Origin of the sequence: Rahnella aquatilis CIP 78.65 = ATCC 33071 (assembly GCF_000241955.1) — a bacterium.
GTDB classification, from domain to species: domain Bacteria; phylum Pseudomonadota; class Gammaproteobacteria; order Enterobacterales; family Enterobacteriaceae; genus Rahnella; species Rahnella aquatilis.
Map to the genome: position 1 here is coordinate 1,387,924 of NC_016818.1, position 25,796 is coordinate 1,413,719.

20 protein-coding genes are annotated in these 25,796 nt (G+C 53.7%); 13 read left to right on the plus strand and 7 right to left on the minus strand.

All coding sequences use genetic code 11. From position 1 onward, the window contains the following. The first annotated feature begins 54 nt into the window (after positions 1 to 54). The 10 genes from nuoM (at position 55) to menE (ending at position 11,444) form a co-directional block, all read left to right on the plus strand. Positions 55 to 1,584 carry an NADH-quinone oxidoreductase subunit M gene (gene nuoM, locus RAHAQ2_RS06490; RefSeq protein WP_015696467.1) on the plus strand — a complete coding sequence of 510 codons (1,530 nt, stop codon included), beginning with the start codon at positions 55 to 57 and terminating at the stop codon, positions 1,582 to 1,584. Between the two features lie 6 nt (positions 1,585 to 1,590). Next, entirely contained in the window at positions 1,591 to 3,051 is a 1,461-nt protein-coding gene (gene nuoN, locus RAHAQ2_RS06495) for an NADH-quinone oxidoreductase subunit NuoN (RefSeq protein ID WP_015696468.1), read from the plus strand. 192 nt (positions 3,052 to 3,243) lie between these two features. Further along, positions 3,244 to 3,759 (plus strand): DUF1097 domain-containing protein, encoded by a 516-nt coding sequence (locus RAHAQ2_RS06500; RefSeq protein ID WP_015696469.1) that lies wholly within the window; start codon positions 3,244 to 3,246, stop codon positions 3,757 to 3,759. 112 nt (positions 3,760 to 3,871) lie between these two features. Further along, positions 3,872 to 4,180: an ElaB/YgaM/YqjD family protein gene (locus RAHAQ2_RS06505; RefSeq protein WP_015696470.1), complete on the plus strand. Its 309-nt coding sequence runs from the start codon at positions 3,872 to 3,874 to the stop codon at positions 4,178 to 4,180. A 230-nt stretch (positions 4,181 to 4,410) separates the two neighbouring features. Beyond that, entirely contained in the window at positions 4,411 to 5,748 is a 1,338-nt protein-coding gene (menF, locus tag RAHAQ2_RS06510; RefSeq protein WP_015696471.1) for an isochorismate synthase MenF, read from the plus strand. A 25-nt stretch (positions 5,749 to 5,773) separates the two neighbouring features. After that, positions 5,774 to 7,447, plus strand: a complete 1,674-nt coding sequence (gene menD / locus RAHAQ2_RS06515; protein WP_015696472.1) for a 2-succinyl-5-enolpyruvyl-6-hydroxy-3-cyclohexene-1-carboxylic-acid synthase — start codon at positions 5,774 to 5,776, stop codon at positions 7,445 to 7,447. Beyond that, positions 7,408 to 8,241, plus strand: a complete 834-nt coding sequence (gene menH, locus RAHAQ2_RS06520; protein ID WP_015696473.1) for a 2-succinyl-6-hydroxy-2,4-cyclohexadiene-1-carboxylate synthase — start codon at positions 7,408 to 7,410, stop codon at positions 8,239 to 8,241. The genes menD and menH overlap by 40 nt, the downstream gene beginning before the upstream one ends. Then, on the plus strand, positions 8,228 to 9,085 hold the full coding sequence (gene menB, locus RAHAQ2_RS06525) for a 1,4-dihydroxy-2-naphthoyl-CoA synthase (RefSeq protein WP_015696474.1): 858 nt from the start codon (positions 8,228 to 8,230) through the stop codon (positions 9,083 to 9,085). The genes menH and menB overlap by 14 nt, the downstream gene beginning before the upstream one ends. Further along, entirely contained in the window at positions 9,085 to 10,086 is a 1,002-nt protein-coding gene (gene menC, locus RAHAQ2_RS06530; protein ID WP_015696475.1) for an o-succinylbenzoate synthase, read from the plus strand. The genes menB and menC overlap by 1 nt, the downstream gene beginning before the upstream one ends. Continuing rightward, positions 10,071 to 11,444: an o-succinylbenzoate--CoA ligase gene (menE, locus tag RAHAQ2_RS06535; protein WP_015696476.1), complete on the plus strand. Its 1,374-nt coding sequence runs from the start codon at positions 10,071 to 10,073 to the stop codon at positions 11,442 to 11,444. The genes menC and menE overlap by 16 nt, the downstream gene beginning before the upstream one ends. 67 nt (positions 11,445 to 11,511) lie before the next feature. Here the strand turns inward: menE and RAHAQ2_RS06540 are convergent, their stop codons facing one another. Beyond that, a complete protein-coding gene (locus tag RAHAQ2_RS06540; RefSeq protein WP_015696477.1) occupies positions 11,512 to 12,945 on the minus strand; it encodes a catalase in 1,434 nt (477 codons plus the stop codon). A gap of 322 nt (positions 12,946 to 13,267) precedes the next feature. Between RAHAQ2_RS06540 and RAHAQ2_RS06545 the strand changes: the two genes are divergently transcribed. Next, on the plus strand, positions 13,268 to 13,813 hold the full coding sequence (locus RAHAQ2_RS06545) for a YfaZ family outer membrane protein (RefSeq protein WP_015696478.1): 546 nt from the start codon (positions 13,268 to 13,270) through the stop codon (positions 13,811 to 13,813). Positions 13,814 to 13,939: 126 nt separating this feature from the next. Further along, positions 13,940 to 15,145 (plus strand): nicotinamide mononucleotide deamidase-related protein YfaY, encoded by a 1,206-nt coding sequence (locus tag RAHAQ2_RS06550; protein WP_015696479.1) that lies wholly within the window; start codon positions 13,940 to 13,942, stop codon positions 15,143 to 15,145. Positions 15,146 to 15,297: 152 nt separating this feature from the next. On the opposite strand, the gene RAHAQ2_RS06555 is transcribed toward RAHAQ2_RS06550, so the two are convergent. The 5 genes from RAHAQ2_RS06555 to nrdA all read right to left on the minus strand — a co-directional run bounded on the left by RAHAQ2_RS06555 (position 15,298) and on the right by nrdA (position 20,456). Next, complete coding sequence (locus RAHAQ2_RS06555) at positions 15,298 to 16,146, minus strand: IS3 family transposase (RefSeq protein WP_148267115.1); 849 nt, start codon at positions 16,144 to 16,146, stop codon at positions 15,298 to 15,300. Next, positions 16,125 to 16,631 (minus strand): transposase, encoded by a 507-nt coding sequence (locus tag RAHAQ2_RS06560; RefSeq protein ID WP_015696340.1) that lies wholly within the window; start codon positions 16,629 to 16,631, stop codon positions 16,125 to 16,127. Before RAHAQ2_RS06560 ends, RAHAQ2_RS06555 begins: the two co-directional genes overlap by 22 nt. A gap of 71 nt (positions 16,632 to 16,702) precedes the next feature. After that, positions 16,703 to 16,963 carry a class I ribonucleotide reductase maintenance protein YfaE gene (yfaE, locus tag RAHAQ2_RS06565; RefSeq protein WP_015696480.1) on the minus strand — a complete coding sequence of 87 codons (261 nt, stop codon included), beginning with the start codon at positions 16,961 to 16,963 and terminating at the stop codon, positions 16,703 to 16,705. Further along, positions 16,964 to 18,094: a class Ia ribonucleoside-diphosphate reductase subunit beta gene (gene nrdB / locus RAHAQ2_RS06570; RefSeq protein WP_013574613.1), complete on the minus strand. Its 1,131-nt coding sequence runs from the start codon at positions 18,092 to 18,094 to the stop codon at positions 16,964 to 16,966. A gap of 79 nt (positions 18,095 to 18,173) precedes the next feature. Beyond that, positions 18,174 to 20,456 (minus strand): class 1a ribonucleoside-diphosphate reductase subunit alpha, encoded by a 2,283-nt coding sequence (gene nrdA, locus RAHAQ2_RS06575; RefSeq protein WP_015696481.1) that lies wholly within the window; start codon positions 20,454 to 20,456, stop codon positions 18,174 to 18,176. Between the two features lie 708 nt (positions 20,457 to 21,164). Between nrdA and RAHAQ2_RS06580 the strand changes: the two genes are divergently transcribed. Beyond that, positions 21,165 to 24,905: an autotransporter outer membrane beta-barrel domain-containing protein gene (locus tag RAHAQ2_RS06580; protein WP_015696482.1), complete on the plus strand. Its 3,741-nt coding sequence runs from the start codon at positions 21,165 to 21,167 to the stop codon at positions 24,903 to 24,905. Positions 24,906 to 24,973: 68 nt separating this feature from the next. Here RAHAQ2_RS06580 and ubiG read toward each other — a convergent pair whose 3' ends face one another. Next, on the minus strand, positions 24,974 to 25,696 hold the full coding sequence (gene ubiG / locus RAHAQ2_RS06585) for a bifunctional 2-polyprenyl-6-hydroxyphenol methylase/3-demethylubiquinol 3-O-methyltransferase UbiG (protein WP_015696483.1): 723 nt from the start codon (positions 25,694 to 25,696) through the stop codon (positions 24,974 to 24,976). Positions 25,697 to 25,796: the final 100 nt, after the last annotated feature.

The window sequence follows — 25,796 nt, forward strand, 5'->3', positions numbered from 1 at the left end:
ACGGGCCGGCAAGTGAAATAGCCTTCGGGCATACAAAGAAGGGAACGACACGCCATGCTATTACCTTGGCTAATATTTATCCCCTTTATCGGCGGGCTGCTGTGCTGGCAGACTGAGCGCTTTGGGAGCAAAGTACCGCGCTGGATCGCGTTGATTGCGATGGGGCTGACGCTGGCTCTTTCCGTGCAATTGTGGTTGCAGGGAGGATATTCATTAACGACGCCTGCGGGTATTCCACAGTGGCAATCCGAGTTTTCGTTGCCGTGGATCCCACGTTTTGGCATCAGCTTCCATCTGGCGCTGGACGGTTTGTCCCTGCTGATGGTGGTGTTGACCGGTCTGCTGGGTGTTCTGGCGATCCTCTGTTCGTGGCGTGAAATCCAGAAGTATCAGGGCTTCTTCCACCTGAACTTACTGTGGATCCTCGGCGGCGTGATCGGCGTGTTCCTCGCCATCGACATGTTCCTGTTCTTCTTCTTCTGGGAAATGATGCTGGTGCCGATGTACTTCCTGATTGCCTTGTGGGGTCACAAAGCGTCAGACGGTAAAACGCGTATCAGCGCAGCGACTAAATTCTTCATCTATACGCAGTCCAGCGGTCTGGTGATGTTGATTGCCATCCTCGGCCTGGTGTTCGTGCATTACAACGCCACTGGTGTATGGACATTCAACTACGCTGACCTGCTGAAAACGCCAATGTCGCACGGTGTTGAATATCTGCTGATGCTCGGTTTCTTTATCGCGTTTGCGGTGAAAATGCCGGTTGTGCCATTGCACGGCTGGTTGCCGGATGCACACAGTCAGGCACCGACAGCCGGTTCCGTTGACTTAGCCGGTATCTTGCTGAAAACCGCGGCCTACGGGATGTTACGTTTCTGTCTGCCGCTGTTCCCGGAAGCGTCTCATCAGTTCGCACCGATTGCCATGTGGCTGGGTGTCATTGGTATCTTCTATGGTGCGTGGATGGCGTTCTGCCAGACCGATATTAAACGTCTGATCGCATACACCTCCGTTTCGCACATGGGCTTCGTGTTGATTGCCATCTACACCGGCAGCCAGCTGGCGTACCAGGGCGCAGTAATTCAGATGATTGCTCACGGTCTGTCCGCAGCCGGTATGTTCATCATCTGTGGTCAGTTGTATGAACGTCTGCATACCCGTGATATGCGCCAGATGGGCGGATTGTGGGGCCGGATTAAATACCTGCCAGCGTTGTCGCTGTTCTTCGCCGTCGCCACTTTAGGGATGCCGGGTACAGGTAACTTCGTGGGTGAATTCCAGATCCTGTTCGGCAGCTACCCGGTTGTGCCGGTGATCACTGTCATCTCAACCTTTGGTCTGGTGTTCGCTTCGGTTTACTCACTGGTGATGATGCAGCGCGCTTACTACGGCAAAGCAAAATCTGACGAACCGCTGCCGGGCATGACCTCACGCGAACTGTCGATCATCCTGTTACTGGTGGTATTGCTGGTGGCGCTGGGCTTCTACCCGCAGCCCATTCTGGATACTTCAAGTGCAGCGATGACTAACATTCAGCACTGGTTCGGGTCTTCAGTTTCCACTATTTCAACGACAAGGCCGTAACTCGCCATGACATTTACACTTCAAAATCTGATCGCACTATTACCGCTGATGATCGTCGGATTGACGGTGGTGGTGGTGATGCTGTCCATTGCGTGGCGACGCGACCATTTTCTTAATGCCACACTGACAGTCATCGGGCTGAACGTTGCCTTACTTTCCCTTTACTATGTCGGGCAGGTCGGCCCGCAGGACGTCACACCGCTGCTGCGCGTTGACGGCTACTCGATGTTCTACATCGGGCTGGTATTGCTGGCGAGTCTGGCCACCAGCACGTTTGCTTACCCCTGGCTGGCCGGTTATCCGGACAACCGCGAAGAGTTCTATCTGTTAGTTCTCATTGCGGCCATGGGCGGCATTCTGCTGGCATGTTCTAACCATCTGGCGTCAATGTTCCTCGGGATCGAACTGATTTCCCTGCCATTGTTCGGCCTGATTGGTTACGCCTACCGCCAGAAACGCTCGCTGGAAGCGGCTATCAAATACATGCTGCTGTCGGCTGCTGCGTCTTCCTTCCTGCTGTTTGGTATGGCGCTGCTGTACGCACAGTCCGGTGATTTGTCGTTCGCGTCTTTGGGCAAAAATCTGGGCGATGGCGTAATGCTGCATCAGCCTTTGCTGATGGCCGGTCTCGGAATGATGATTGTGGGCCTGGGCTTCAAACTGTCGCTGGTTCCGTTCCACCTGTGGACGCCAGACGTGTATCAGGGCGCACCTGCACCGGTCTCGACTTTCCTGGCAACCGCCAGCAAGATCGCTATCTTTGCGGTGGTCATGCGTTTGTTCCTGTATGCGCCTGTGGCTGACAGTGAATCAATCCGCATCGTGCTGAGCATCATTGCCTTCTGTTCGATTCTGGTAGGTAACCTGATGGCAATCAGCCAGAGCAACATTAAACGTCTGCTCGGTTATTCCTCCATCGCTCACCTTGGTTATCTGCTGGTGGCACTGATTGCGGTACAAACGCACCAGTTGTCGATGGAAACCGTTGGTGTGTATCTGGCCGGTTATCTGTTCAGCAGCCTCGGCGCTTTCGGTGTGGTCAGCCTGATGTCCAGCCCGTACAAAGGCCCGGACGCAGAATCACTGTTCTCTTACCGTGGCCTGTTCTGGCATAAGCCAATCCTGTCTGCGGTAATGACCGTGATGATGTTGTCACTGGCCGGTATTCCGATGACGCTTGGCTTTATCGGTAAGTTCTACGTGATTGCTACCGGTGTGACCGCGCATCTGTGGTGGCTGACCGGTGCTGTGGTTGTCGGTTCTGCGATTGGTCTTTATTACTATCTGCGCGTCACCGTGAGCCTGTACCTGAGTGCACCGGAAACGCTGGTACGTGATACCCCGAACAACTGGGCACTGACCGCAGGCGGTGTCGTGGTGCTGATTTCTGCGATTTTAGTGCTGTTGCTGGGTATCTTCCCGCAACCGCTGATTTCGCTGGTACAGATGGCGCAACCGCTGCTTTAAGAAAACTGTAAGTCATGACGAAGCCGCTCAAATGAGCGGCTTTTTTCATCGTATTGCTCAGTAATTGTGATTCGCATCACATTTGTATGTACGTTCAACAAAATATTACATTGGTTTTGTGATCTCTCCCATTCCATTATTCCTGCCAATGCGTACACTGCGCGCTTGTTCCGATTCGTACAGGTTTACACCATGAATGTTTTAGTGATGATCGCCATCACCACCGGCATCCTCTCCGGTATCTGGGGCTGGGTTGCGATTAGCTTTGGCCTGATAAGCTGGGCGGGTTTTCTGGGGTGTACTGCGTATTTCGCATGCCCGCAGGGAGGATTACGCGGATTGCTGATCAGCACGCTGACCTGCCTCAGTGGGGTATTCTGGGCGGTCGTGATCATCGCCGGCAGCGCAATGCGCCCGGAATGGAATATTCTTGGTTATCTGCTGACGGGTATAGTGGCGTTTCTGATGTGTATTCAGGCACGGCAGCAGTGGCTGGCCTTTGTGCCGGGTACTTTTATCGGTGCCTGTGCGACCTTCGCCGCGCAAGGTGACTGGCGTCAGGTGGTGGTGTCTTTGCTGGTCGGGCTGGTGTTCGGTTACGCGATGAAAAACAGCGGATTATGGCTGGCAAAACAGCGCGAAAAACAGCAAAGCGACGCCACGAAAGGACCAGTTTTTACGGAAACGAAAGGGTCGGAAGGTTCTTAAAACCTCGATTTTTCGGCACTTTAGGGTGGATCATTCAGGCAATTACTCCCGATATACGCTAGGGTTAAAGGCAGTCTGTGCTTTTACACGAACACATCATAAGGAGATAACCATGGCTGATCAATTTGAGACACAGCAGAATTCGTTGGATGACGATTTACGCATGCTGACTGAAACACTGGAAGAAGTACTGAAATCCTCCGGTGACAAAGCGGATGAGAAATACATTCAGGTCAAAGCACGTGCAGAGAATGCGCTGAAAGATATCAAATCACGTATTGACCCGGCTGGACGTTCTTACTGCAAGAAAGCCCGTCAGGTAGCGGAAAGAACAGACTATTATGTGCATGAAAATCCATGGCATGGTGTCGGTTTTGGCGCTGCCGCAGGTCTGGTTGTCGGCCTGCTTCTGCGCCGTTAATCTGACTGTACAGGGGCAGCACGTGCTGCTCCTTTTTCTCCTGGTTTGCTTACTCCTTTCTCCCCTCCTATACTCCTTCTTAGCTAATGGCACTCACTTCAGCTTGATCTGTCGCATATTTTCATTTTTCGTATCGCCGCATAATTCATCCGTAATTGATCCAACCCGTTTTTTGATCCAGAAGGGTATTTCTGCCCGTCACTAAACATCCGGTATGGCCCGAGGTAGCGGTGAAACAAATATCAGCAATCATTGAACAGCTTGATACGAGGCTGGCAGGCGAATGGCCTGCTACCGCAGGGATCCGGCAGTTCAGTTATTCCCTGCAAAAACAGCCTGACACTGGCCTGCTTGAATGGCTGGCGGCACAGCCTTGTTACCCGAAATTTTACTGGCAACAACGTGACGGAAATGAAGAGGCTGCGGTCTGTGGCGATGCTTATTCTTTTGGAAATACTGCGCAGGCGCAGGCGTTTATACGACAGTTTCCTGATGTTCCCGATTTACATATCTGGGGATTGAATGCGTTTAACGGCGCAGAGGATGGCACATCCACCCATAACGCACTGTTTCTTCCCCGCATCGAACTTTGCCGTCAGGGCAATACCTGGTGGTTGCGCTGTACCATTTTCAGCCCGCATTCTTTACGTGCTGAAGCGCGCCGCACCCGCTTATTCCTCCGTTCACTGGTCGCCAGTCGTGCCTTGCCGCCAATTGCTTCCCGCGTATTACAACATCAGCATTTACCGGCCCAGTCGCAGTGGAAACCGCTGATCGACCGCGCGCTTTCGGGTATTGAACAGCATCAGTTCGACAAAGTGGTGCTGGCGCGCAAAACAACCTTAACGCTCAGCCAGCCGCTGAATGCCTGTGCATTTCTTGCCGCCAGCCGCAATGTTAATCATCACTGCTATCACTTCATGCTGGCGTTTACCCCGCACCAGGCATTTCTGGGTTCCAGCCCGGAACGTCTGTTCCTGCGCGATAACACCGAGCTCTATACCGAAGCGCTGGCGGGAACCGTAGCCAATCATCCCGATGACCAGGAAGCGCAGACGCTGGGTGACTGGCTGCTCAGCGATGGCAAAAACCAGCGCGAAAATTTACTGGTCGTTGATGACATCTGCCAGCGTTTACAGGGCGGGGCGCACTCTCTGGATGTGACGCCAGCGGAGATTTTACGTCTGCGCAAAGTGCAGCATTTACGCCGCAATATTCACGGTGAACTGACCGAGCCTGATGACGCCGGTTGCCTGCAACGTCTGCAACCGACTGCAGCGGTGGCCGGATTACCCCGTCAGGCAGCGCGTGCATTCATCGCCGAATTTGAACCTTTTGACCGCGAATGGTATGCCGGTTCCGCCGGTTATCTCAGTGCTGAACAAAGTGAATTCACTGTCGCGCTGCGTTCGGCTGCGGTGAAAGGACATCATCTTGAACTCTACGCGGGCGCGGGGATTGTCGCCGGTTCTGACGCTGCACAGGAATGGCAGGAAATCGAAAACAAAGCCGCCGGTTTGCGCACTTTGTTGGAAGAACATTACGCGCCTGCCGTTCAGGCCGGATAACCCCCTTTGCCGGAGTGAGTTAAACATGTCTGTTGCCGTCTTTAACCGCCGCTGGGCGACGCTTATCCTCGAAGCGTTAACCCGTCATCAGGTGCAGCACGTGTGCATCGCGCCCGGTTCCCGCTCCACGCCGCTGACCCTTGCCGCCGCCGCGCATCCGCACCTTATCTGCCATACCCATTTTGATGAACGCGGCCTCGGCCACCTGGCACTCGGGCTGGCAAAAGCCAGCGGAAAACGAGTGGCGATCATCGTCACCTCGGGCACGGCGGTGGCAAATTTATATCCCGCGCTGATTGAGGCCGGGCTGACTGGCGAAAAACTGGTGTTGCTTACGGCTGATCGTCCACCGGAACTCATCAATTGCGGTGCGAATCAGGCTATCCGCCAGACCGGTATGTTCGCCAGTCATCCGGTCGGGACGCTGGATTTACCGCGTCCGACGCCGGAAATCAGCGCGCGCTGGCTGGTTTCTGCGCTGGATAATGCGCTGGCGCAGCAGACGCACGGCGCCGTGCACATCAATTGCCCGTTCGCCGAACCGCTGTATGGCGAGGACAACGGTGAACATCAGGACTGGCTGCAAACGCTGGGCGACTGGTGGCAGGGGCATCAGCCGTGGCTGAGTTATTCTCAGGTTTTGCCCGCGACGGCACAACCTGACTGGTTTTCCTGGCGACAAAAGCGCGGCGTCATTATCGCTGGCCGTCTTTCTGCCTGCGAAAGTGAACAGGTGGCACAGTGGGCGGCGCAACTGGGCTGGCCGTTGATCAGTGATGTGCAGGCATCAACCGGCAATCCACTTCCCTGCGCAGATTTGTGGCTGGCATCGCCTCAGGCGCAGGCAATACTGGCGCACGTCCAGTTGGTTATCCAGTTCGGCGGCGGTCTGACCGGTAAGCGCCTGCTGCAATGGCAGGCGACCTGTCAGCCCGATGAATACTGGCTGGTTGATCCGCTGTCAGGCCGTCAGGATCCGGCGCAGCATCGCGGTCGTCGTCTACAGGCCAGCGTCAGTGAATGGTTACAGTCTCATCCGGCGCAGTCTCAGCCAGACTGGGCAGAATCCCTTGAGCATTGCTCGCAGCGGGCGTTACATGCGGTTGAAACCCGTCTCGAGGGTGTATTTGGCGAGGCCGCCACCGCGTGGCAGCTTCCCGCTTTATTGCCTGAGCACGGGCAGTTATTTCTCGGCAACAGTCTGATTGTCCGTCTGGTGGATGCCTTTGCTCAACTCCCCACCGGTTATTCTGTTTTCGCCAATCGCGGCGCGAGCGGTATTGACGGGTTGTTGTCCACCGCCGCAGGCGTGCAGCGCGCGACCTGCAAACCGACGCTGGTGCTGCTGGGCGATATCTCTGCACTTTATGACTTAAACGCGCTGGCGCTGATGCGTCAGTGCTCCGCGCCGACGGTGATTATTGTAGTGAATAATAATGGCGGGCAGATTTTCTCGTTATTGCCAACGCCTGAAGCCGAGCGGCAGCGTTTTTACTGCATGCCACAGAACGTCAGCTTCAGCCATGCGGCGGCGATGTTTGGGCTCGATTATGCCTGTCCGACATCGATGTCTGAGCTGCACCATGCCGTCAGACAATGCTGGCAGCATGGCGGCGTGAAACTGATTGAGCTGAAAGTCAGCGAGACGGAAGGGGCGGAATGCCTGCGTTCGCTGGTGCAGGAGATGAGCGCATCATGACGCTGGCCTGTCAGGTTCTCAACGCTGATGTTAAAGACCGCCCGTGGCTGGTGTTTCTGCACGGCCTGCTGGGCAGCGCGGAAGACTGGCAGCCATTGCTTCCCGCGCTCGACGGCTGGCCTTGTCTGTTGGTGGATTTACCGGGACATGGTCATTCCGCGTCGCTGACGGCTGCCGGATTTGCCGATGTCAGCCAGTTGTTAACCGGCACTTTGCACGAAAAAAACATTACCGCGTACTGGCTGATCGGCTACTCGCTGGGCGGGCGCATCAGTCTGTATCACGCCTGTCAGGGCGATCGCAGCGGTTTACAGGGCGTACTGGTCGAAGGTGCGCATCCGGGGCTGACCTGTCAGGCGGAACGCGCACAACGCCGCCATCACGATCAGCAATGGGCGGCTCGCTTTTTGCAAATGCCGTGGAAACAGGCGCTGGAAAGCTGGTATCGACAACCTGTGTTTTCCAGCCTGACCGGTGAACAGCGCCAGCAACTGATTGCGTTGCGTGAGAACAATAACCCGCACACTGTCGCTGCCATGCTGGCCGCTACATCGCTTTCAGTACAACCCGATTTGCGCGGGAAACTGCTGCGGCTTTCCCTGCCGCTCGTCTGGTTGTGTGGCAGCCAGGACGCCAAATTTATTCATCTCGCGCGGCAGTCCGGTTTCGGGCTGCGCACTGTCGCTGATGCCGGGCATAACGCCCACCGTGATAATCCGGCGGAATTTGCCCGTCAGGCACTGGCATTTATTACTTCACCTGTCTTAAAGGAAGTTGAACATGATTTATCCTGATGAAAAAGAACTGTACGCGCCGGTCGAATGGCGTGATTGCACCGGCGAGTTTGAAGATATCCGTTATCACAAATCCATTGACGGCATCGCTAAAATCACTATCAACCGCCCGCAGGTTCGTAATGCATTTCGTCCGCTGACCGTCAAAGAAATGATCCGCGCACTCGACGACGCCCGTAACGACGAAGGCATTGGCGTGGTCGTGCTGACCGGTGAAGGCGAAAAAGCCTTCTGCGCAGGCGGCGATCAGAAAGTGCGTGGCGATTACGGCGGTTACCAGGATGCCAGCGGTGTGCATCATCTCAACGTGCTGGATTTCCAGCGCCAGATCCGCACCTGTCCGAAACCTGTCGTGGCGATGGTTGCCGGTTATTCCATCGGCGGCGGTCATGTTCTGCACATGATGTGTGATCTGACCATTGCCGCAGATAACGCCATCTTCGGCCAGACCGGCCCGAAAGTCGGCTCTTTCGACGGCGGCTGGGGCGCATCCTATATGGCGCGTATCGTCGGTCAGAAAAAGGCCCGCGAAATCTGGTTCCTGTGCCGTCAGTACGATGCCAAAGCGGCGCTGGAGATGGGGCTGGTCAACACCGTGGTGCCGCTGGCGGATCTGGAAAAAGAAACCGTGCGCTGGTGTCGTGAAATGCTGGAAAACAGTCCGATGGCACTGCGTTGCCTGAAAGCCGCACTGAACGCCGACTGCGACGGCCAGGCCGGGCTTCAGGAACTGGCGGGGAACGCCACCATGTTGTTCTACATGACCGATGAAGGTCAGGAAGGTCGCAACGCGTTTAATGAAAAACGCCAGCCGGACTTCAGCAAATTTAAGCGTAATCCATAATGCGTCGCGCCACGGTGTACCGGTACAGCGTGCCGATGGAGGCGGGTGTGGTGCTGCGCAATCAGCGCCTGAAAACCCGCGACGGTTTTTTGGTGTCACTGTGGCAGGACGAAAAAACAGGTTGGGGAGAAGTGGCGCCGCTGCCCGGTTTTAGTGCAGAGGATGTGTCTCAGGCGCAGGATGCCGTTCAGCATGGTCTGAGCCAGTGGGTGCAGGGCGCCTCGCTGGCTGCCGTTGCCTCAGCATTCAGTGCCTTACCTTCAGTGGCTTTCGGGCTGAGTTGTGCGGACGCCGAACTGCGCGGCGAATTGCCGGAAGTCCTGAGTACACGCTGTGCGCCGCTGTGTCACGGGGATCCGAATGAGCTTTATGCGCGTCTCGGTGCGCTGCCGGGCGATTTTCGCGGCAGAAAAGTGGCGAAGGTGAAAGTGGGACTGTACGAATCTGTCGGCGATGGTTTGAATGTCAGTATGTTGCTCGAAGCCTTGCCGGAACTGCATTTGCGTCTTGATGCCAACCGCAGCTGGACGCCGGTCAAAGCCGCAGGGTTTGCCCGCCATGTGGCACCTGAGCTGCGTTCCCGAATCGCGTTTATCGAAGAGCCGTGCCTGACCCGCGGGCAGTCCCGCGATTTCGCCCGTCTGACCGGGATCGCGATCGCCTGGGATGAAAGCGTGCGTGAAACCGGTTTTACCGTGAAGGCCGAACCCGGGCTGGCGGCGATCATCATCAAACCCACGCTGACCGGCAGCCTGATGCGCTGCCGTCAGTTGATCGCGCAGGCGCATGCCGCAGGGCTGGAAGCCGTGATCAGTTCCTCCATCGAGTCGAGTCTCGGACTGACGCAACTGGCGCGCATTGCTCAGTGGCTGACGCCGGACGCCATTCCGGGGCTGGATACGCTGGATCTCATGCAGACACAGCTTATCCGTCGCTGGCCGGGCTCTGAATTACCGCTGACTGACGAATCTGATCTGGAGATCGTGTGGCAGAGCAAATGATCAACGACTGGCCATGGCGTGAAAGGGCCGACCATTCACCTTTTGCCGTGGCGCTGAAAGCGGGAGACATCACCTGGTGCTGGCGTGATTTACAACACCGCATCGACACGCTGGCAGCCGGCTTTATTGCGCAGGGCGTGGGAGAGGGTACCGGTGTTGTTCTGCGCAGTAAAAACAGCCTTGATGCCGTACTCAGCTATCTGGCGTTATTGCAAACCGGCGCGCGCCTGTTGCCGCTTAATCCGCAACTGCCCGAGGCATTATGTGATGAACTGCTTTCGCAGCTTGATATCGATTTTGTGCTGGATCTGGCAGAGCCGGAACTGCTGCTGAATATTCCCGCGCTGACCCTGCAGAATGCCTGTTGGCTCAGTTCTGCCGGATGGCAACCGCAGCGTATTGCCACACTGACGCTGACATCGGGTTCCAGCGGTTTACCAAAAGCCGCGGCGCATACGGTTGCCGCCCATCTCGCCAGTGCGGCGGGCGTGCTCAACCTGATCCCTTTCACCTGTCACGACGGCTGGCTACTTTCCCTGCCGCTGTTTCATGTTTCCGGACAAGGTATTCTCTGGCGCTGGCTGCTTGCCGGGGCCACGCTGGTGCTGGCCGAAGGGCAACCGCTCCATGCCGCGCTGGCAGAATGCAGCCACGCTTCGCTGGTACCGACGCAACTCTGGCGTTTGCTGCAAGGGACACGGGTGCCTGGAAAGTTGAAAGATGTTTTGCTTGGCGGCGCGCAAATTCCGCCGGAGCTGACTGAACAGGCCGAAAAAGCAGGAATACGCTGCTGGTGCGGATATGGGCTGACGGAAACCGCATCCACAGTGACGGCGAAACGCGCTGATGGCCGTGCCGGTGTCGGTCAGGTATTGGTGGGAAAGGAAGTCAAAATCATTGATCAGCAGATCCTGATCCGTACCGACAGTCTGGCCAGCGGTTACTGGAAAAACGGTCAGTTATCACCAGTGACTGATGCGCAAGGGTGGTTGCATACCCGCGACCGTGGCATGTGGGCGGGTGATGAACTGCAGATAGCCGGACGCATGGATAATTTGTTTTTCAGCGGTGGAGAAGGGATCCAGCCTGAAGATATCGAGAAAGTGCTGGTCAGCCATCCGCAGATTTCCCAGGCATTTGTGGTTCCGGTGAAAGACGAGCAATTTGGTCAGCGTCCGGTCGCCGTGCTCGAGGCACAAGACGGGCTGCTGTATGAGGAACTCAATCTCTGGCTGAGCAATAAGATCCCCCGTTTCCAGTTGCCGGTAGCCTATCATCCGCTGCCCGAGGCTTTGTCGCAGGGCGGCATTAAAATTTCGCGGGCCAGCGTCCGGCAATGGATAGAAATGCTTTCGTAAAACAATTCCCTGAAATAAACAAAAAAGGCCGCGCAGTGCGGCCCTTGTCATTTCTGAAGGTAAAAAATCAGTCTTTCAGGGCCTTTTCAACCCCTGCGCCATATGCCGGATCGACTTTATAAAACAGCGCCAGCTGACGTGCCTGCGTGTCCGGCGAAGCCTGTTTCAGCTCACCGGCAATGCGTGCAAACATGCGCTGATGTTCAGCATCAGACAACAGGTTGAACAGCAAACATGGCTGAGTGAAGTAATCATCATCCTCACGGTGATTCCAGTGATCGGCCGCGCCTTCAATGCTCAGTGGCGGTTCGCTGAAATCGGGCTGTTGCTGGAACAAACCCGCGCTGTTCGGCTCGTAAGTCACACCGTTGCCACTGTTGCCGTCGATACGCATTGCGCCGTCACGATGATAATTATGGAACGGGCATTTTGGTGCATTGACCGGGATCTGATGATGATTCACACCCAGGCGATAACGGTGCGCGTCGCCGTAAGAGAACAGACGCCCCTGCAACATGCGGTCAGGTGAGAAACCGATGCCAGGCACGACATTGGCCGGATTCATTGCAACCTGTTCTACTTCTGCAAAGTAGTTTTCCGGATTGCGGTTCAGCTCGAATTCACCCACTTCGATCAGCGGATAATCGCTGTGCAGCCAGACTTTGGTCAGGTCAAACGGGTTGTAAGGCAGCGTTGAGGCTTCGTGCTCCGGCATGATTTGCACAAACAGTTTCCAGCGCGGGAAATCGCCGCGTTCAATTGCTTCATACAAGTCCCGCTGAGAACTCTCGCGGTCGGTACCTACCCGTTTTTCCGCCTCATCGTCCATCAAATTTTCAATGCCCTGCTGGCAGCGGAAGTGGAATTTCACCCAGAAACGCGCATTTTCTGCATTGATAAAGCTGAAGGTATGACTGCCGAAGCCGTGGATATGACGGTAAGACCTTGGCAGGCCGCGGTCGCTGACATCAATGGTCAGCTGATGCAGGGCTTCAGGAAGATGAGAGAAGAAGTCCCATTTATACGCCGGATTACGCAGGTTAGTGCGCGGGTCACGTTTGACGACGTGATTCAGGTCAGGGAATTTCAGTGGATCGCGCAGATAAAATATTGGGGTATTATTGCCGACTAAATCCCAGTTGCCTTCTTCGGTATAGAATTTTATCGAAAAACCGCGAATATCACGTTCCGCATCTGCTGCGCCCCGTTCACCGGCAACTGTCGAGAAACGGATAAACAGGTCAGTTTGTTTGCCGATTTCAGCGAAGATTTTCGCGCGGGTGAAGGCGGTAATATCCTGTGTCACGGTGAAAGTACCATAAGCGCCGGAGCCTTTCGCGTGCATACGGCGCTCCGGGATCACTTCACGGTCGAAATGCGCTAATTTCTCAAGAAACCAGACATCCTGCAAAAGCAACGGGCCACGGCGGCCAGCGGTAATCACGTTGTTATTATCGACGACAGGCGCGCCAGCGGCGGTGGTTAAACCTTTCTTGGTCATAAAAATTCCTTTCAGTGAGTGCGGGTGTATAGGGGTAATGACGTTGATGTGGTTCTTTAAATCTGCCCGGGTAGCAGGTTGCTTCCCTAAGTCAAATTAACTCTACCGGTTAGAAATAAACCCTATATTGATCAGAGGCAAATAGGTGGGAATTATCATTTCGATGGGAAACGTTCATTTCATCAATGTAAACGATGTTTCTTACAATTTTCAGAACCTCTGTGAATGCATTAATGCGCCAAAAAGTTGTTACAGCAGAGTGAATTGCTTTAGACTTTCAGCGGAAGATTTATTGTCGTTTGACTGTTATTTAGGATAAATAATGAAAAAGTTACTTGTCGCTGGTGCCGCTGCCAGCCTGATGTTTGTCGCGGCCTCTGCCAGCGCAATCAGTGTCAATGGTGAAGTTGGTGAACATTACACGCATCTGGGTGTGGGCTTTGGTACAAGCTCTCCGGGTCTGGCATTGAGCGGTGATTACACCCATAACGATGACGACGGTGATGTGGCTGGCCTGGGTTTGGGGTACAACATTCCTCTGGGGCCGTTCATTGCGACTGTAGGCGGTAAGGGCCTGTATACCAACCCGAAAGACGGTGACGAAGGTTACGCTGCGGCTGTCGGTGGTGGTCTGCAACTGCCTATCGCGAAAATGTTCACCCTGTACGGTGACTACTATTATTCCCCGGATTCCCTGTCCAGCGGCATTGCTAACTATGAAGAAGCCAACGCAGGTATTCGTCTGACTGCCATCCCGTTGGTTACCGTGAGCGTGGGTTACCGCTACATGGCAATGGATGGCAAAGATGGCAACCGCGATAACGTGGTGGCAGACGGTGCTTATTTAGGTGGCGCTGTTAATTTCTGATTTTGTCTGAAGCAAAATCTGAAGGCTCGCATTTGTGCGGGCCTTTTTGTTTTCTGCCGAACGGAGATTGTTTTTCTGCGCCAGCCTTTCTACAGTGGAATAACAAAAATACAGAAGGAGAACGGGATGCTTAGGGTTGAGATGCTGAGTACGGGTGATGAAGTGCTGCACGGCCAGATTGTGGATACCAATTCAGCATGGCTGGCGAATTATCTGTTTGAGCAAGGTTTACCGATGACCAGTCGTGAAACCGTGGGCGACAGCCTGGACGCGCTGGTGGCGGTTCTCAAAGAACGTAGCCACATCGCTGATGTGCTTATCGTGAACGGCGGCCTGGGGCCAACGACCGATGATTTAAGCGCGCTGGCGGCGGCTAAAGCCTGTGGTGTGGGGCTGGTGGAAGATGCCGGCTGGATTGAAACCATGCAGGCGTTCTTCAATGAACGTGGCCGTCCGATGGCCGAATCCAACCGCAAACAGGCGCAGATCCCGGCCAATGCCGAGTTGCTGGATAATCCGGTTGGCACCGCCTGCGGCTTCAGCGTGAAACTTAACCGCTGTCAGATTTTCTTCACACCCGGCGTACCGTCGGAATTTAAAGTGATGGTGGAACAACAAATCGTTCCGCGTTTGCACAAACAGTTTCCGGCGCTGGAGGCCCCGTTATGTCTGCGTCTGACCACCTTCGGACGGGGTGAAAGTGATCTTGCCACTGAGCTGGATAAACTCGTACTGCCGGAAGGTGTGGTAATGGGTTACCGTTCTTCATCGCCGATCATTGAACTGAAAGTCACCGGCCCGCGTTCTCAGGAAGCCGCGATGCACAAAGCGTTCGAGCGCGTGCGGGAAGTGGCGGGGGAGAGCACCATTTTTGAAGGCCTGGGCAGCCTGCCGGATCGTCTGGCAGAACGTCTGCTGGCACAGGATTTACGTCTGGCAGTCAGCGAAAGTTTCACTGGCGGCCTGCTGAACTGGCGTCTGCAAAGCGCAGGCGTACCGCTGACCAATGGTGAATTATTGCCTCAAGACAACGAAGCTTCCCCGGAGAAATCCCTCGAATGCCTGCTGGCACGCGCACAGGCTCTGGCCGAAACCACCGGTGCACAACTGGCGCTGGCCATCGGAGCCTTGTCCGGGGCCGAATTAAGTCTGGCGCTGCATACTCCGGCCGGTACCCGTGGCCTGACGATCCGTTATACCGCGACGCGTCACGGGCTGGCATTACGTCAGGAGACGATGGCGATGGTGGCGATGGATATGTTGCGGCGCTATCTGAATGGCTGGGAGCCGGTGGCGGATTACCCGTGGCTGGATCGCGTTGCTAAGGTTTAGCTTTAGCTCCCTCCCCTGCGAAGGGGAGGGCTGGGGTGGGGTATTAAAGCAAAATCAAAGAGTTGAGGTTGGCTTTGATGAGATGTTAGCCCTTAAAACCGCCTCCCGTCCTCCCCCTTCGCTGAACTGAACCCCTAAACTTGGACACCAGGTTAGTGCAGGGGGAACATTTGAGTCCGGTAATCTGCTGGACTCATTCCACCCAACTTCATCTTTATTCTATCGTGGTTATAGTAAGCGACATACGCTTCTATCGACTCAGCCAGTTTTTCCCTGCTCTCGAACTTATAACCGTGGAACATCTCCGTCTTCAACACCGCAAAAAAGCTTTCCATTGCGGCATTGTCATAGCAATTGCCTTTTCGCGACATGCTCTGTCTTATCCCTGCCTCTTTGAGCCTTTTTTGCCACGAAGGCATCCTATATTGCCAGCCCTGATCGCTATGTAGAATGGCTTTTTTTCTGACGTAACCTGATGTAAGTAAATCATTTAGCATCTTTTCAGTCAGCTCGAAAGTCGGCCGCGTACCTATACTCATCGCGATGATTTCTGCATTGTATAAATCCATGACCGGCGATAAATACAGTTTATCCCCGCCCACATTGAACTCGGTAACATCCGTCACCAGCTTTACCCCCGGTCCGGAGGCGTTAAATTTCCGTCTCAGCAGATTGGGCGCTGGCGCCATCCCGATATCGTCCTTATAACTCCGGTATTTTTTAGGCCGCACCCGCGCCTGTACATCCATTTCCCGCATCAGGCGGAACACCTTTTTATGATTGACCCGCACGCCCTGATTGCGCAGTTCTAACGTGACGCGGCGATAGCCATAGCACCGCTTGTGGCGGACGGCCAGTTGCCCGATGGCGTCACATAACGTCACGTCATCCCCGGCTTGCTCCCGCGATTGCCACCAGTACCAGGTGCTTCGTGGCAACCTCGCAGATTTCAACAGATCCTGGAGACGGTGTTCTCCGATTAATGCCCTGATGGCGTGGATTTTTTCTTCCGTTCTGTTTTTGACTTCATCAGGGCGTCGAGCTTTTCGTTGTAAGCGCGTTCAGCACGCAGATAGCGCACCTCTTCCAGAAGCTCGGCAGGCGTCATGTCTTCAGGCTTTATCTCAGGTTTTTGCGTTTTCTGCGCCATGTTATTCCTCTCTTTCAGAGCTGGAAAAGCTGAGTTTTTAGCAGCCAGGATCCAGCGTTTGATTGTCTGATAATCAGCAATATTAAATCGGGCGGCGGCAGAACGCATAGAAAGATGTTCGCGAAGAGTCACATCGACGACATGAGCACGAAACTGTTCGGAATAGATGCGAGTCGCCTTACGAAAAGCCTGCTCACCGTGAAATTGATAGGCAGCAGTCCATGCACGAAGTGAGGATGCCGGAACGTGATATTTGCGGGCGGTAATTTTGAAGCCATCGTGGCCGTCAAGATAGTGCCTGACGGCTATCATTTTGATTTGAAAATCGTACTTCATACTAAACTCCGAATGAGGATTAAAACGTCCAACATTCGGGGTTCAGTTCATCGCAGGGGGAGGAGTAAAGACTAAAACGCAATCTCAATATCCCCGACCGGCATGCAACAGCACGGCAAAATTTCGCCGTCTGAGATGAAGGCTAAAGGTTTTTCACTGTAGGTGACTTCCCCGCTGATAAGCTTCATCCGGCACGAGCCGCAATAGCCTTCCCGACACTGGTATTCCACTTCAACCTGATGATGTTCAAACACTTCCAGCAAATTCCGGTGCCCGGCTTTACAGGCCAGTTGCTGTCCGTTTGCTGAAAGTGTGAGGATCCTGTCGGTCATTTACAGCTCGAAATCACTCAGGTCATCGGCGTGAACTTCAGAGTCAATCTGACCGACCAGATAGGAACTGACTTCCACTTCCTGCGGGGCAACCTGCACGTTATCAGACACCAGCCAGGCGTTGATCCAAGGGATCGGGTTTGAGCGGGTTTTGAACGGCGCATCCAGACCTACCGCCTGCATACGGATGTTGGTGATGTATTCGACGTACTGACACAGAATGTCTTTGTTCAGGCCGATCATGGAACCGTCTTTGAACAGGTATTCTGCCCAGTCTTTTTCCTGTTGGGCCGCCAGAACAAACAGGTCGTGGCATTCCTGCTGACATTCCAGCGCGATTTCCGCCATTTCCGGGTCATCCTGACCTGAACGCAGCAGGTTCAACGCGTGCTGAGTACCGGTCAGGTGCAGCGCTTCGTCGCGGGCGATCATCTTGATGATTTTCGCGTTGCCTTCCATCAGTTCACGTTCAGCGAATGCAAATGAACAGGCAAAGCTGACATAAAAACGCACGGCTTCCAGCGCGTTGACGCTCATCAGACAGATGTAGAGTTTTTTCTTCAGTTCACGCAGGTTAACCACGACCGTTTTGCCGTTGACCTGATGCGTGCCTTCGCCCAGGAGATGGTAGTAGCTGGTCATTTCAATCAGCGTGTCGTAATAACCGGAAATGTCTTTCGCGCGCTTGAGGATTTCTTCGTTGGTCACGATATCGTCAAACACTATCGCCGGATCGTTAACGATGTTACGGATAATGTGCGTGTAAGAACGTGAGTGGATGGTTTCTGAAAACGCCCACGTCTCGACCCAGGTTTCCAGCTCAGGAATGGAGATCAGCGGCAACAACGCCACGTTCGGGCTGCGGCCCTGAATGGAATCCAGCAGCGTCTGGTATTTCAGGTTACTCAGGAAAATGTGCTTTTCGTGATCCGGCAGTGCCTGAAAATCGATACGGTCGCGGGAAACATCAATCTCTTCCGGACGCCAGAAGAAGGACAGTTGCTTTTCGATCAGTTTTTCAAAGATTTCATGCTTCTGCTGGTCGAAACGGGCCACGTTAACCGACTGGCCAAAGAACATTGGCTCAAGAAGCTGATCGTTTTTATTCTGGGAAAAAGTACTGTAAGCCATGACGTTAACTTCCTCGGAATGCTCGGCAAAAACCCCCTGACGGGGGTTTTGAATAATATTTTTTAGTTAAAACAGAGGGTTAGATTTTGCAGGCGCCGCTTTCGCAGTCGTCAGCCACTTCGGCTTTCATGTCTTCCTGCACATCATCGGCCCCGTCGCGGGTGTTCTGATAATACAGCGTTTTTACGCCAAATTTGTAGGCGGTCAGCAAGTCTTTCAACAACTGTTTCATCGGCACTTTGCTGTTCGGGAAGCGCGACGGGTCATAGTTGGTGTTAGACGAAATCGCCTGGTCGATGAATTTCTGCATCACGCCAACCAGTTGCAGGTAACCGTCGTTGTTCGGCATATCCCACAACAGTTCGTACTGATCTTTCAGACGCTCATACTCCGGCACCACCTGACGCAGGATCCCGTCTTTCGACGCTTTAATACTGATGTGCCCGCGTGGTGGCTCGATACCGTTGGTGGCGTTGGAGATCTGCGAAGAGGTCTCGGACGGCATCAGTGCGGACAACGTGGAGTTACGCAGACCGTGCGTTTTGATGTTTTCGCGCAGCGTATCCCAGTCCAGATGCAGGGGCTCATCGCAAATCGCATCCAGATCTTTCTTGTAGGTGTCCACCGGCATGATGCCTTGTGAATAGGTGGTTTCGTTGAACCACTGGCACGCGCCTTGTTCTTTCGCCAGCTCGTTGGAGGCTTTCAGCAGGTAATACTGAATGGCTTCAAAGGTTTTGTGTGTCAGGTTATTGGCGCTGCCGTCGGAATAACGCACGCCGTTTTTCGCCAGATAGTACGCGTAGTTGATCACGCCGATACCCAGCGTACGACGGCCCATTGCACCGCGTTTCGCGGCTTTAATCGGGTAATCCTGATAATCGAGCAGGGCGTCGAGGGCACGAACCGCCAGCACTGCCAGCTCTTCCAGATCGTCGAGGCTCTCGATGGCACCGAGGTTGAAAGCAGACAGCGTACACAGCGCGATTTCGCCGTTTTCGTCGTTTACGTCATCCAGCGGTTTGGTTGGCAGTGCGATTTCCAGACACAGATTGGACTGGCGGACGGGCGCAATAGCCGGATCAAACGGGCTGTGGGTGTTGCAATGGTCAACGTGCTGAATGTAGATACGGCCGGTGGATGCACGTTCCTGCATCATCAGCGAAAACAGCTCAACCGCTTTCACTTTCTGCTTACGGATGCTGGCGTCCTGCTCGTATTTCTCGTACAGACGCTCGAACTCGTCCTGATCGGCGAAGAACGCATCGTACAGGCCAGGCACGTCAGACGGGCTGAACAGGGTAATATCGCCGCCTTTCACCAGACGCTGATACATCAGTTTGTTGATCTGCACACCGTAGTCCATATGACGGACGCGGTTGCCTTCCACACCACGGTTGTTTTTCAGTACCAGCAGGCTTTCCACTTCCAGATGCCACATCGGGTAGAACAACGTCGCTGCGCCGCCACGAACGCCGCCCTGAGAACAGGATTTCACCGCAGTCTGGAAATGCTTATAGAACGGGATACAACCGGTATGGAACGCTTCGCCGCCACGGATCGGGCTGCCCAGCGCACGGATGCGACCGGCGTTGATGCCGATACCGGCACGCTGGGAAACGTATTTCACGATGGCGCTGGAGGTTGCGTTAATGGAATCCAGGCTGTCGCCACATTCGATCAGCACGCAGGAGCTGAACTGACGGGTCGGGGTGCGCACGCCGGACATAATTGGCGTAGGCAGGGAAATTTTGAAGGTTGAAATCGCGTCGTAGAAACGTTTGATGTAGTCCAGACGGGTTTCGCGCGGGTAACCTGAGAACAGGCAGGCAGCGACCAGAATGTAGAGGAATTGTGCGCTTTCGTAGATATCGCCGGTGACACGGTTCTGTGCCAGATATTTCCCTTCGAGCTGCTTAACCGCAGCGTAAGAGAAATTCATGTCGCGCCAGTGGTCAATAAAACTGTCCATCTGCTCGAACTCTTCAGCCGTGTAGTCTTCCAGCAGATGTTTGTCGTATTTACCCATTTCAACCATACGGGTGACCTGGTCGATCAGTTTTGGCGGTTCAAACTGGCCGTAAGCTTTTTTACGCAGGTGGAAGATCGCCAGGCGCGCCGCCAGATATTGGTAATCCGGGGCATCTTTTGAGATCAGATCCGCTGCGGCTTTAATGATGGTTTCGTGAATGTCAGCGGTTTTAATCCCGTCATAGAACTGGATGTGTGAACGGAGCTCTACTTGAGAAACTGATACGTTTTGAAGACCTTCCGCTGCCCAGTCAATGACACGGTGGATTTTATCAAGGTTGATGCGTTCTGTGCGGCCATCACGTTTAGTAACAAGCAGACTTTGGTTCATGGGGTGCGATACCTTAAAGGTTTATAAAGGGTCTGACCCGACCGCGTGAAACACGCGCGGCAGCACAAGAGGTTACTAGTGTGCTGGTCAGGATATAAACACAATATATTGTGGGTTTGTTGTTTTCTGATGACAAGATAGTGATTGAATGTCCCATTTGCAAGTGAACAAAATGGGCAGATTTGTGGATAAGTTGGGGAGAAATTTTACGGCCCCGCCTGAGGAGTCCGTCGTTGCTGGCGCGGCAAACCTGTCAATATCTGAGATACGATTTTCTTATATTTTTATGAAAAGTGATCAACTGCCGGTTTATTAAACGTTAGAAAAAAACGCTATATTGATCTGGATAACTATTCTAAAAAATCATGTTGTAACGTTCATACCCACCAACGCTTTAAAAACTAAGGTTTTAACGCTGACACACGCCGTTCCCTAACGTAAATTCTGCCAAACTGGCCCCAAAAATGTCTTGCAACTGCTGACGATTTCGCGTTGCTGCGCTGCGGGGAGGTCGTCCGGGGCAGTGTCAGTACCCTGCTTTTGTTCACTTTCTTAAAGGTGCATTTTTGAGAAAAATGAACCTAATTATAAATACATACTGTGAATGAATGATGTTGTTTATATATTCTAAATCTATCATTAAGTGGCCTCCCCGTACTGTGCATATTACTTTCACGCCTCGTTCATCAGGTGCGGGAAAAAATTTCAATGGTATTCAATAAAATCACGACATGTTTATTTTTAGCCTTTAATTTACTGCCATTGGCAGACGTTGTATATGCAGAAACTCTCCCGGCCTGTTCAGGTTTCCAGATCACTGAAAGTTGCAGCGCCACCCCCACCACGCTGGAAAATAAAACCCTTAATACTTATACGGTGGCTGACGGGGCTGAGATGCAGTTCTCAGGCCTTACCGTGTCAGGTGATTCAGGCGGCGCTTTCCATCTGGGGAACGGCTCCACCCTTGAAATTATTCCTGAAAACACCAGCGGCTACAGCGAATTTACCGGAAACAGCAGTTCCGGAAATGGCGGTGCGATATTTGCCAAAGAAAACTCGACGGTCTATTTAGAAAATACCCTGTTCATTGATAACGTCGCCCATGATTATGGCGGCGCAATATATATGTATGGCAGCAATGATGAAGGTGATGTTGATCTTACGATCACGAATGCCGTGTTTTCAGGGAACATTGCCAGCGAGGGGAAAGGCGGCGCTATTTATTCCCTCAATAATAAAGTTCAGCTGACGAATATTTTATTTGAGAATAATCAGGCGAAAACCAACGGAAACGGCAGCAATGGAAATGGCAGCGGCGGTGCGATCGATGCAACGGACAATACCACCGACTCTCACGGCAGCATGTTTATCACCAACAGTGAATTTACCGGCAATCAGGCCGAAGGGCAGGGCGGCGCGATTTATACCAACAGTGCATCTACGCCATTCTTCGTCGATATCAATATTGATGAGAATTATGAAGATAACAATGGCGTGGCGTACTACCACGACAATGTCGCTGATAATTATGGTAATGACCCCGATGCCGCAGGCGGCGGTTTCATGTATCTCGGCCACAGCGAAGCTAATTTTGATATTGCAGCAGATAAAACCCTGGTTATTGGCAATACTGCAAACGACGGTGCGTACGATTCTATTGCCGGTTATGGCGCTATTTTTAAACGCGGTGCAGGTGAACTGGTACTTAATGCTGACAACAGCGGTTTTACCGGCGTCTTCGATATTTTAGAGGGCACGGTCACGCTGGGGCGCGATGACACGTTGGTCAATGTCGGCGACACCAACTGTCAGAGTGAGGCGGATACCTGTCACGGCATCGTATTAGGTAACGCTAACTCTATGAATGACAAGGCAATACTGAATGTTGGCAGCACGCAGCAGACCTTTAAAAACGCCTTTATGGGTCATGAGAACAGCACCTTGAATATTGATGCTGGCGGTAATGTCATAGTCAACAGTGGTTACATGGCGGGGACAACCACCGGGGCAGGTGACCTGACGGTGGCAGAAAACGGCAGTTTTACCCTGACGGGTGCGCAGTCTATGGGGCTGGATGGCGATATTGTGGTGGAACAAAACGCCGTGCTCAGCGTTCAGGGCGATGCTGAAGATTTAGCGATATTGCAGGCCGATCCGCAGTCCATTGTATTAGACGGCGGCGTGCTGGATTTATCGGATATGTCGACCTTTAACGGTCAAACAAATCAGGTCAACGACGGCCTGACGATCACCGGTACCGGTGGCACAGTGATCGGCAATGACGATCTGGTGACGCTCGGCGCAGGCACGGATTATCACATCGGTGACGGCACCTCTGCCGCTGATGGTGTGTATGTTGTGATTGATGCCGGAGACGGGCGCGTCACTCTGGCGGATAACAACGCCTATCTGGGCACCACGCAAATTGCTTCCGGCACCTTGCAGATCACCGATAATTCTCAGTTGGGCGATAAAGCCTATAACCGGCAGGTGATTTTTACCGACCCTGCACAGGCCAGTACGCTGGAAGTCTCAGCACCGGCGGATGGCAGCGGGCAGGTTGATACCACTTCAGCGCAGACCGGAAAGGCGCGGGACATTGAAATGCGGGCCTCAGGGACGATGCAGGTGGACGACGGCGTGACCACGCAGTGGGGCGGTTTAATGGCCGACAGTACCGGCGCGCAGGCGGACGTGAACAGCACGTTCACGAAAACCGGTAACGGCACGCTGATTCTGGACGGAACAGGCAGCAGCCATTCCGCCGTGCGTGTCGAGCAGGGCACCTTACAGGGCGGGGCGGAAAATATCATCGCCAGCGCGTCTTCCCTGTATGTCGGTGATAATGCCACCTTTGAAACCGGACTGGATCAGCAGGTGCAAAGCCTCGATGTGGCGTCCGGCGGGACGATAGTGATTTCCGATGATACACAACTGATGCTGATGGAGCAGGACACCTCTGCGGCGCTGGATGCCAGCCTGTTTGCTGACACGGACGGCACGCTGGTTAACGCCACGTCCGGCATGAGCCTGCAAGGCACGCTGAACACCAATATGACCCTTGATGCTTTAACCTATCTGCCCGGTGTGACGGTGAATGGCAGTCTGGATAACAGCGCAGGAACAGCCAGTCTGCAAAACGGCACGGCGGGCGATACCCTGACCGTCAATGGCGATTACACTGGCGGCGGCACTGTGGTGCTGGAAACAGAAATGAATGGCGATACCTCGGCCACCGATCAGCTCATTCTCAACGGCAATACCTCCGGTGATACCGCACTGGCGATTGTGCCGGTCAGCGGTATCGGGCAGGCCACACAAGCCGGCATCAAAGTGGTCGATTTTGTTGCCGACCCGCAAGGTAATAATAACGCGGCAGATTTCCATCTGGCGGGCGATCAGCAATATATCAATATGGGGGCCTACGACTATTCGCTGGTGCAGGATAATCAGGACTGGTATCTGCGTTCACAGGTCGTAACGCCTGATCCGCAACCTGAGCCGGTGCCCGGTGGCGACGATTTTACCCCCGTGCTGAACCCGAAAATGGGCAGTTATATGAACAACCTGCGCATCGCCAATAATGTCTTCAGTATGACGGCACAGGATCATGCCGGTGCTGATCACGACAACCTGAAATTGCGTGTGGATACGGCACGCGACAGCGCCACCTTTGGCAATCAGATTGACAGCCATAACGACACCTCGGTGGCGCAGCTCAGTGCCAATTTCCTGCAACACCCTGCGGGCAATGGCGAGTTACTGGCGGGTATCGTGGCGGGCTACAGTAATAACAGCGGTGACAGCACCAGCGTGCTGACCGGACGAAAATCCGACAATGACAGTCAGGGCTATGCCGTGGGGCTGACCGGTGCCTGGTATCAGGATGCGCAGGCGCATCAGGGAGCCTATCTTGACAGCTGGCTGCAATATGCCTGGTTTGATAACAGCGTCAGCGAAGAGGACACGGGTGACGATAATTATCACGCTTCCGGACTTTTGGCTTCACTGGAAGGCGGTTACCGTTTCACCCTCATGCAGGGAAATCAGTGGAACTGGACACTGCAACCGCAGGCGCAGGTGATTTACCAGGGCGTGAAACAGAAAGATTTCACCTCGGCCAGTCAGTCAAAAGTGACACAGACTGGTGATGATAATATCCAGACGCGATTGGGTTTGCGCAGCGAATGGGATATTCATCCGGTCAGTACGCTGCATATCAAACCTTTCGTCGAAGCCAATTACCGCCATAACAGTGAGCAAACGTCCCTGAATGTCGATGGCGTGAATTTTACCGATAATACGGCAAAAGACAGCGCGGAACTGAGTACCGGCATCAGCGGCAACCTTGGCGCGAATACCACCGTCTGGGGCAAGGTCGGACAACAGGAAGGGTCAGATGATTTTTCCCAAACCGAAGCGACAGTTGGGGTGAGTGTTCGCTGGTAATTCAGTGGATTAGCCGGAAAATAAAAAAGGGTACAGCGCAAACTGTACCCTTTTTTGCAGGCAAAATATTACAGCGCCTGCGTGTGGATCATGTAGTTCACATCTACATTTGGCCCGAGTTTGAAATGGTCGCTCAGCGGATTGTAGTGCAGGCCGATAATGTGGCGCTCGGACAATGAAGTGCGGTCAATCATGCCCAGTAACTCAGACGGCTTGATGAATTTTTTAATGTCATGTGTGCCTTTCGGCACCATTTTCAGCACATATTCAGCGCCGAAAATCGCCATCAGCCAGGCTTTATTATTGCGGTTGATGGTGGAGAAGAATACATGGCCGCCGGGTTTCACCAGACGGGCACAGGCGGCAACAACAGAAGCCGGATCAGGAACGTGCTCCAGCATTTCCATACAGGTCACCACATCGTATTGCTGCGGATGCGCTTCGGCATGCGCCTCCACGGTTTCCTGCACGTAATCGACTTTCACGCCGCTTTCCAGCGCATGTAAACGCGCCACCTGCAAGGGTTCGCCACCCATATCCAGTCCGGTGACTGTCGCACCGGCCACCGCCATGCTCTCGCTCAAAATGCCGCCACCGCAACCGACATCGAGAACATTTTTCCCGAACAAACCATCGGCGCGTTCGAGAATGTAATTCAGACGCAACGGATTGATGCGGTGCAGCGGTTTGAATTCGCCTTCCAGATCCCACCAGCGTGAGGCGACGGCCTCAAATTTGGCGATCTCTTCATGGTCGATGTTTTGGGGTGTTGATGACGGTGTGGTTGTCATGAGCGTGATGAACTCCTTATAACTTGATGAGCGGATTATACATATTCCATCTGCTTTGGCTTAGTTTTGTCGTTTTGGTTAATGTTTATACGAAATGAAG

Coding starts and splice junctions, on each gene's coding strand:
- RAHAQ2_RS06500 (WP_015696469.1), top strand. CDS start 3,244: ATGAATGTTTTAGTGATGATCGCCATCACCACCGGCATCCTCTCCGGT.
- nrdA (WP_015696481.1), bottom strand. CDS start 20,456: ATGAACCAAAGTCTGCTTGTTACTAAACGTGATGGCCGCACAGAACGC.
- RAHAQ2_RS06505 (WP_015696470.1), top strand. CDS start 3,872: ATGGCTGATCAATTTGAGACACAGCAGAATTCGTTGGATGACGATTTA.
- RAHAQ2_RS06545 (WP_015696478.1), top strand. CDS start 13,268: ATGAAAAAGTTACTTGTCGCTGGTGCCGCTGCCAGCCTGATGTTTGTC.
- RAHAQ2_RS06580 (WP_015696482.1), top strand. CDS start 21,165: ATGGTATTCAATAAAATCACGACATGTTTATTTTTAGCCTTTAATTTA.
- nuoM (WP_015696467.1), top strand. CDS start 55: ATGCTATTACCTTGGCTAATATTTATCCCCTTTATCGGCGGGCTGCTG.
- menD (WP_015696472.1), top strand. CDS start 5,774: ATGTCTGTTGCCGTCTTTAACCGCCGCTGGGCGACGCTTATCCTCGAA.
- menB (WP_015696474.1), top strand. CDS start 8,228: ATGATTTATCCTGATGAAAAAGAACTGTACGCGCCGGTCGAATGGCGT.
- ubiG (WP_015696483.1), bottom strand. CDS start 25,696: ATGACAACCACACCGTCATCAACACCCCAAAACATCGACCATGAAGAG.
- menH (WP_015696473.1), top strand. CDS start 7,408: ATGCCTGCGTTCGCTGGTGCAGGAGATGAGCGCATCATGACGCTGGCC.
- RAHAQ2_RS06550 (WP_015696479.1), top strand. CDS start 13,940: ATGCTTAGGGTTGAGATGCTGAGTACGGGTGATGAAGTGCTGCACGGC.
- menC (WP_015696475.1), top strand. CDS start 9,085: ATGCGTCGCGCCACGGTGTACCGGTACAGCGTGCCGATGGAGGCGGGT.
- RAHAQ2_RS06560 (WP_015696340.1), bottom strand. CDS start 16,631: ATGAAGTACGATTTTCAAATCAAAATGATAGCCGTCAGGCACTATCTT.
- nrdB (WP_013574613.1), bottom strand. CDS start 18,094: ATGGCTTACAGTACTTTTTCCCAGAATAAAAACGATCAGCTTCTTGAG.
- nuoN (WP_015696468.1), top strand. CDS start 1,591: ATGACATTTACACTTCAAAATCTGATCGCACTATTACCGCTGATGATC.
- yfaE (WP_015696480.1), bottom strand. CDS start 16,963: ATGACCGACAGGATCCTCACACTTTCAGCAAACGGACAGCAACTGGCC.
- RAHAQ2_RS06540 (WP_015696477.1), bottom strand. CDS start 12,945: ATGACCAAGAAAGGTTTAACCACCGCCGCTGGCGCGCCTGTCGTCGAT.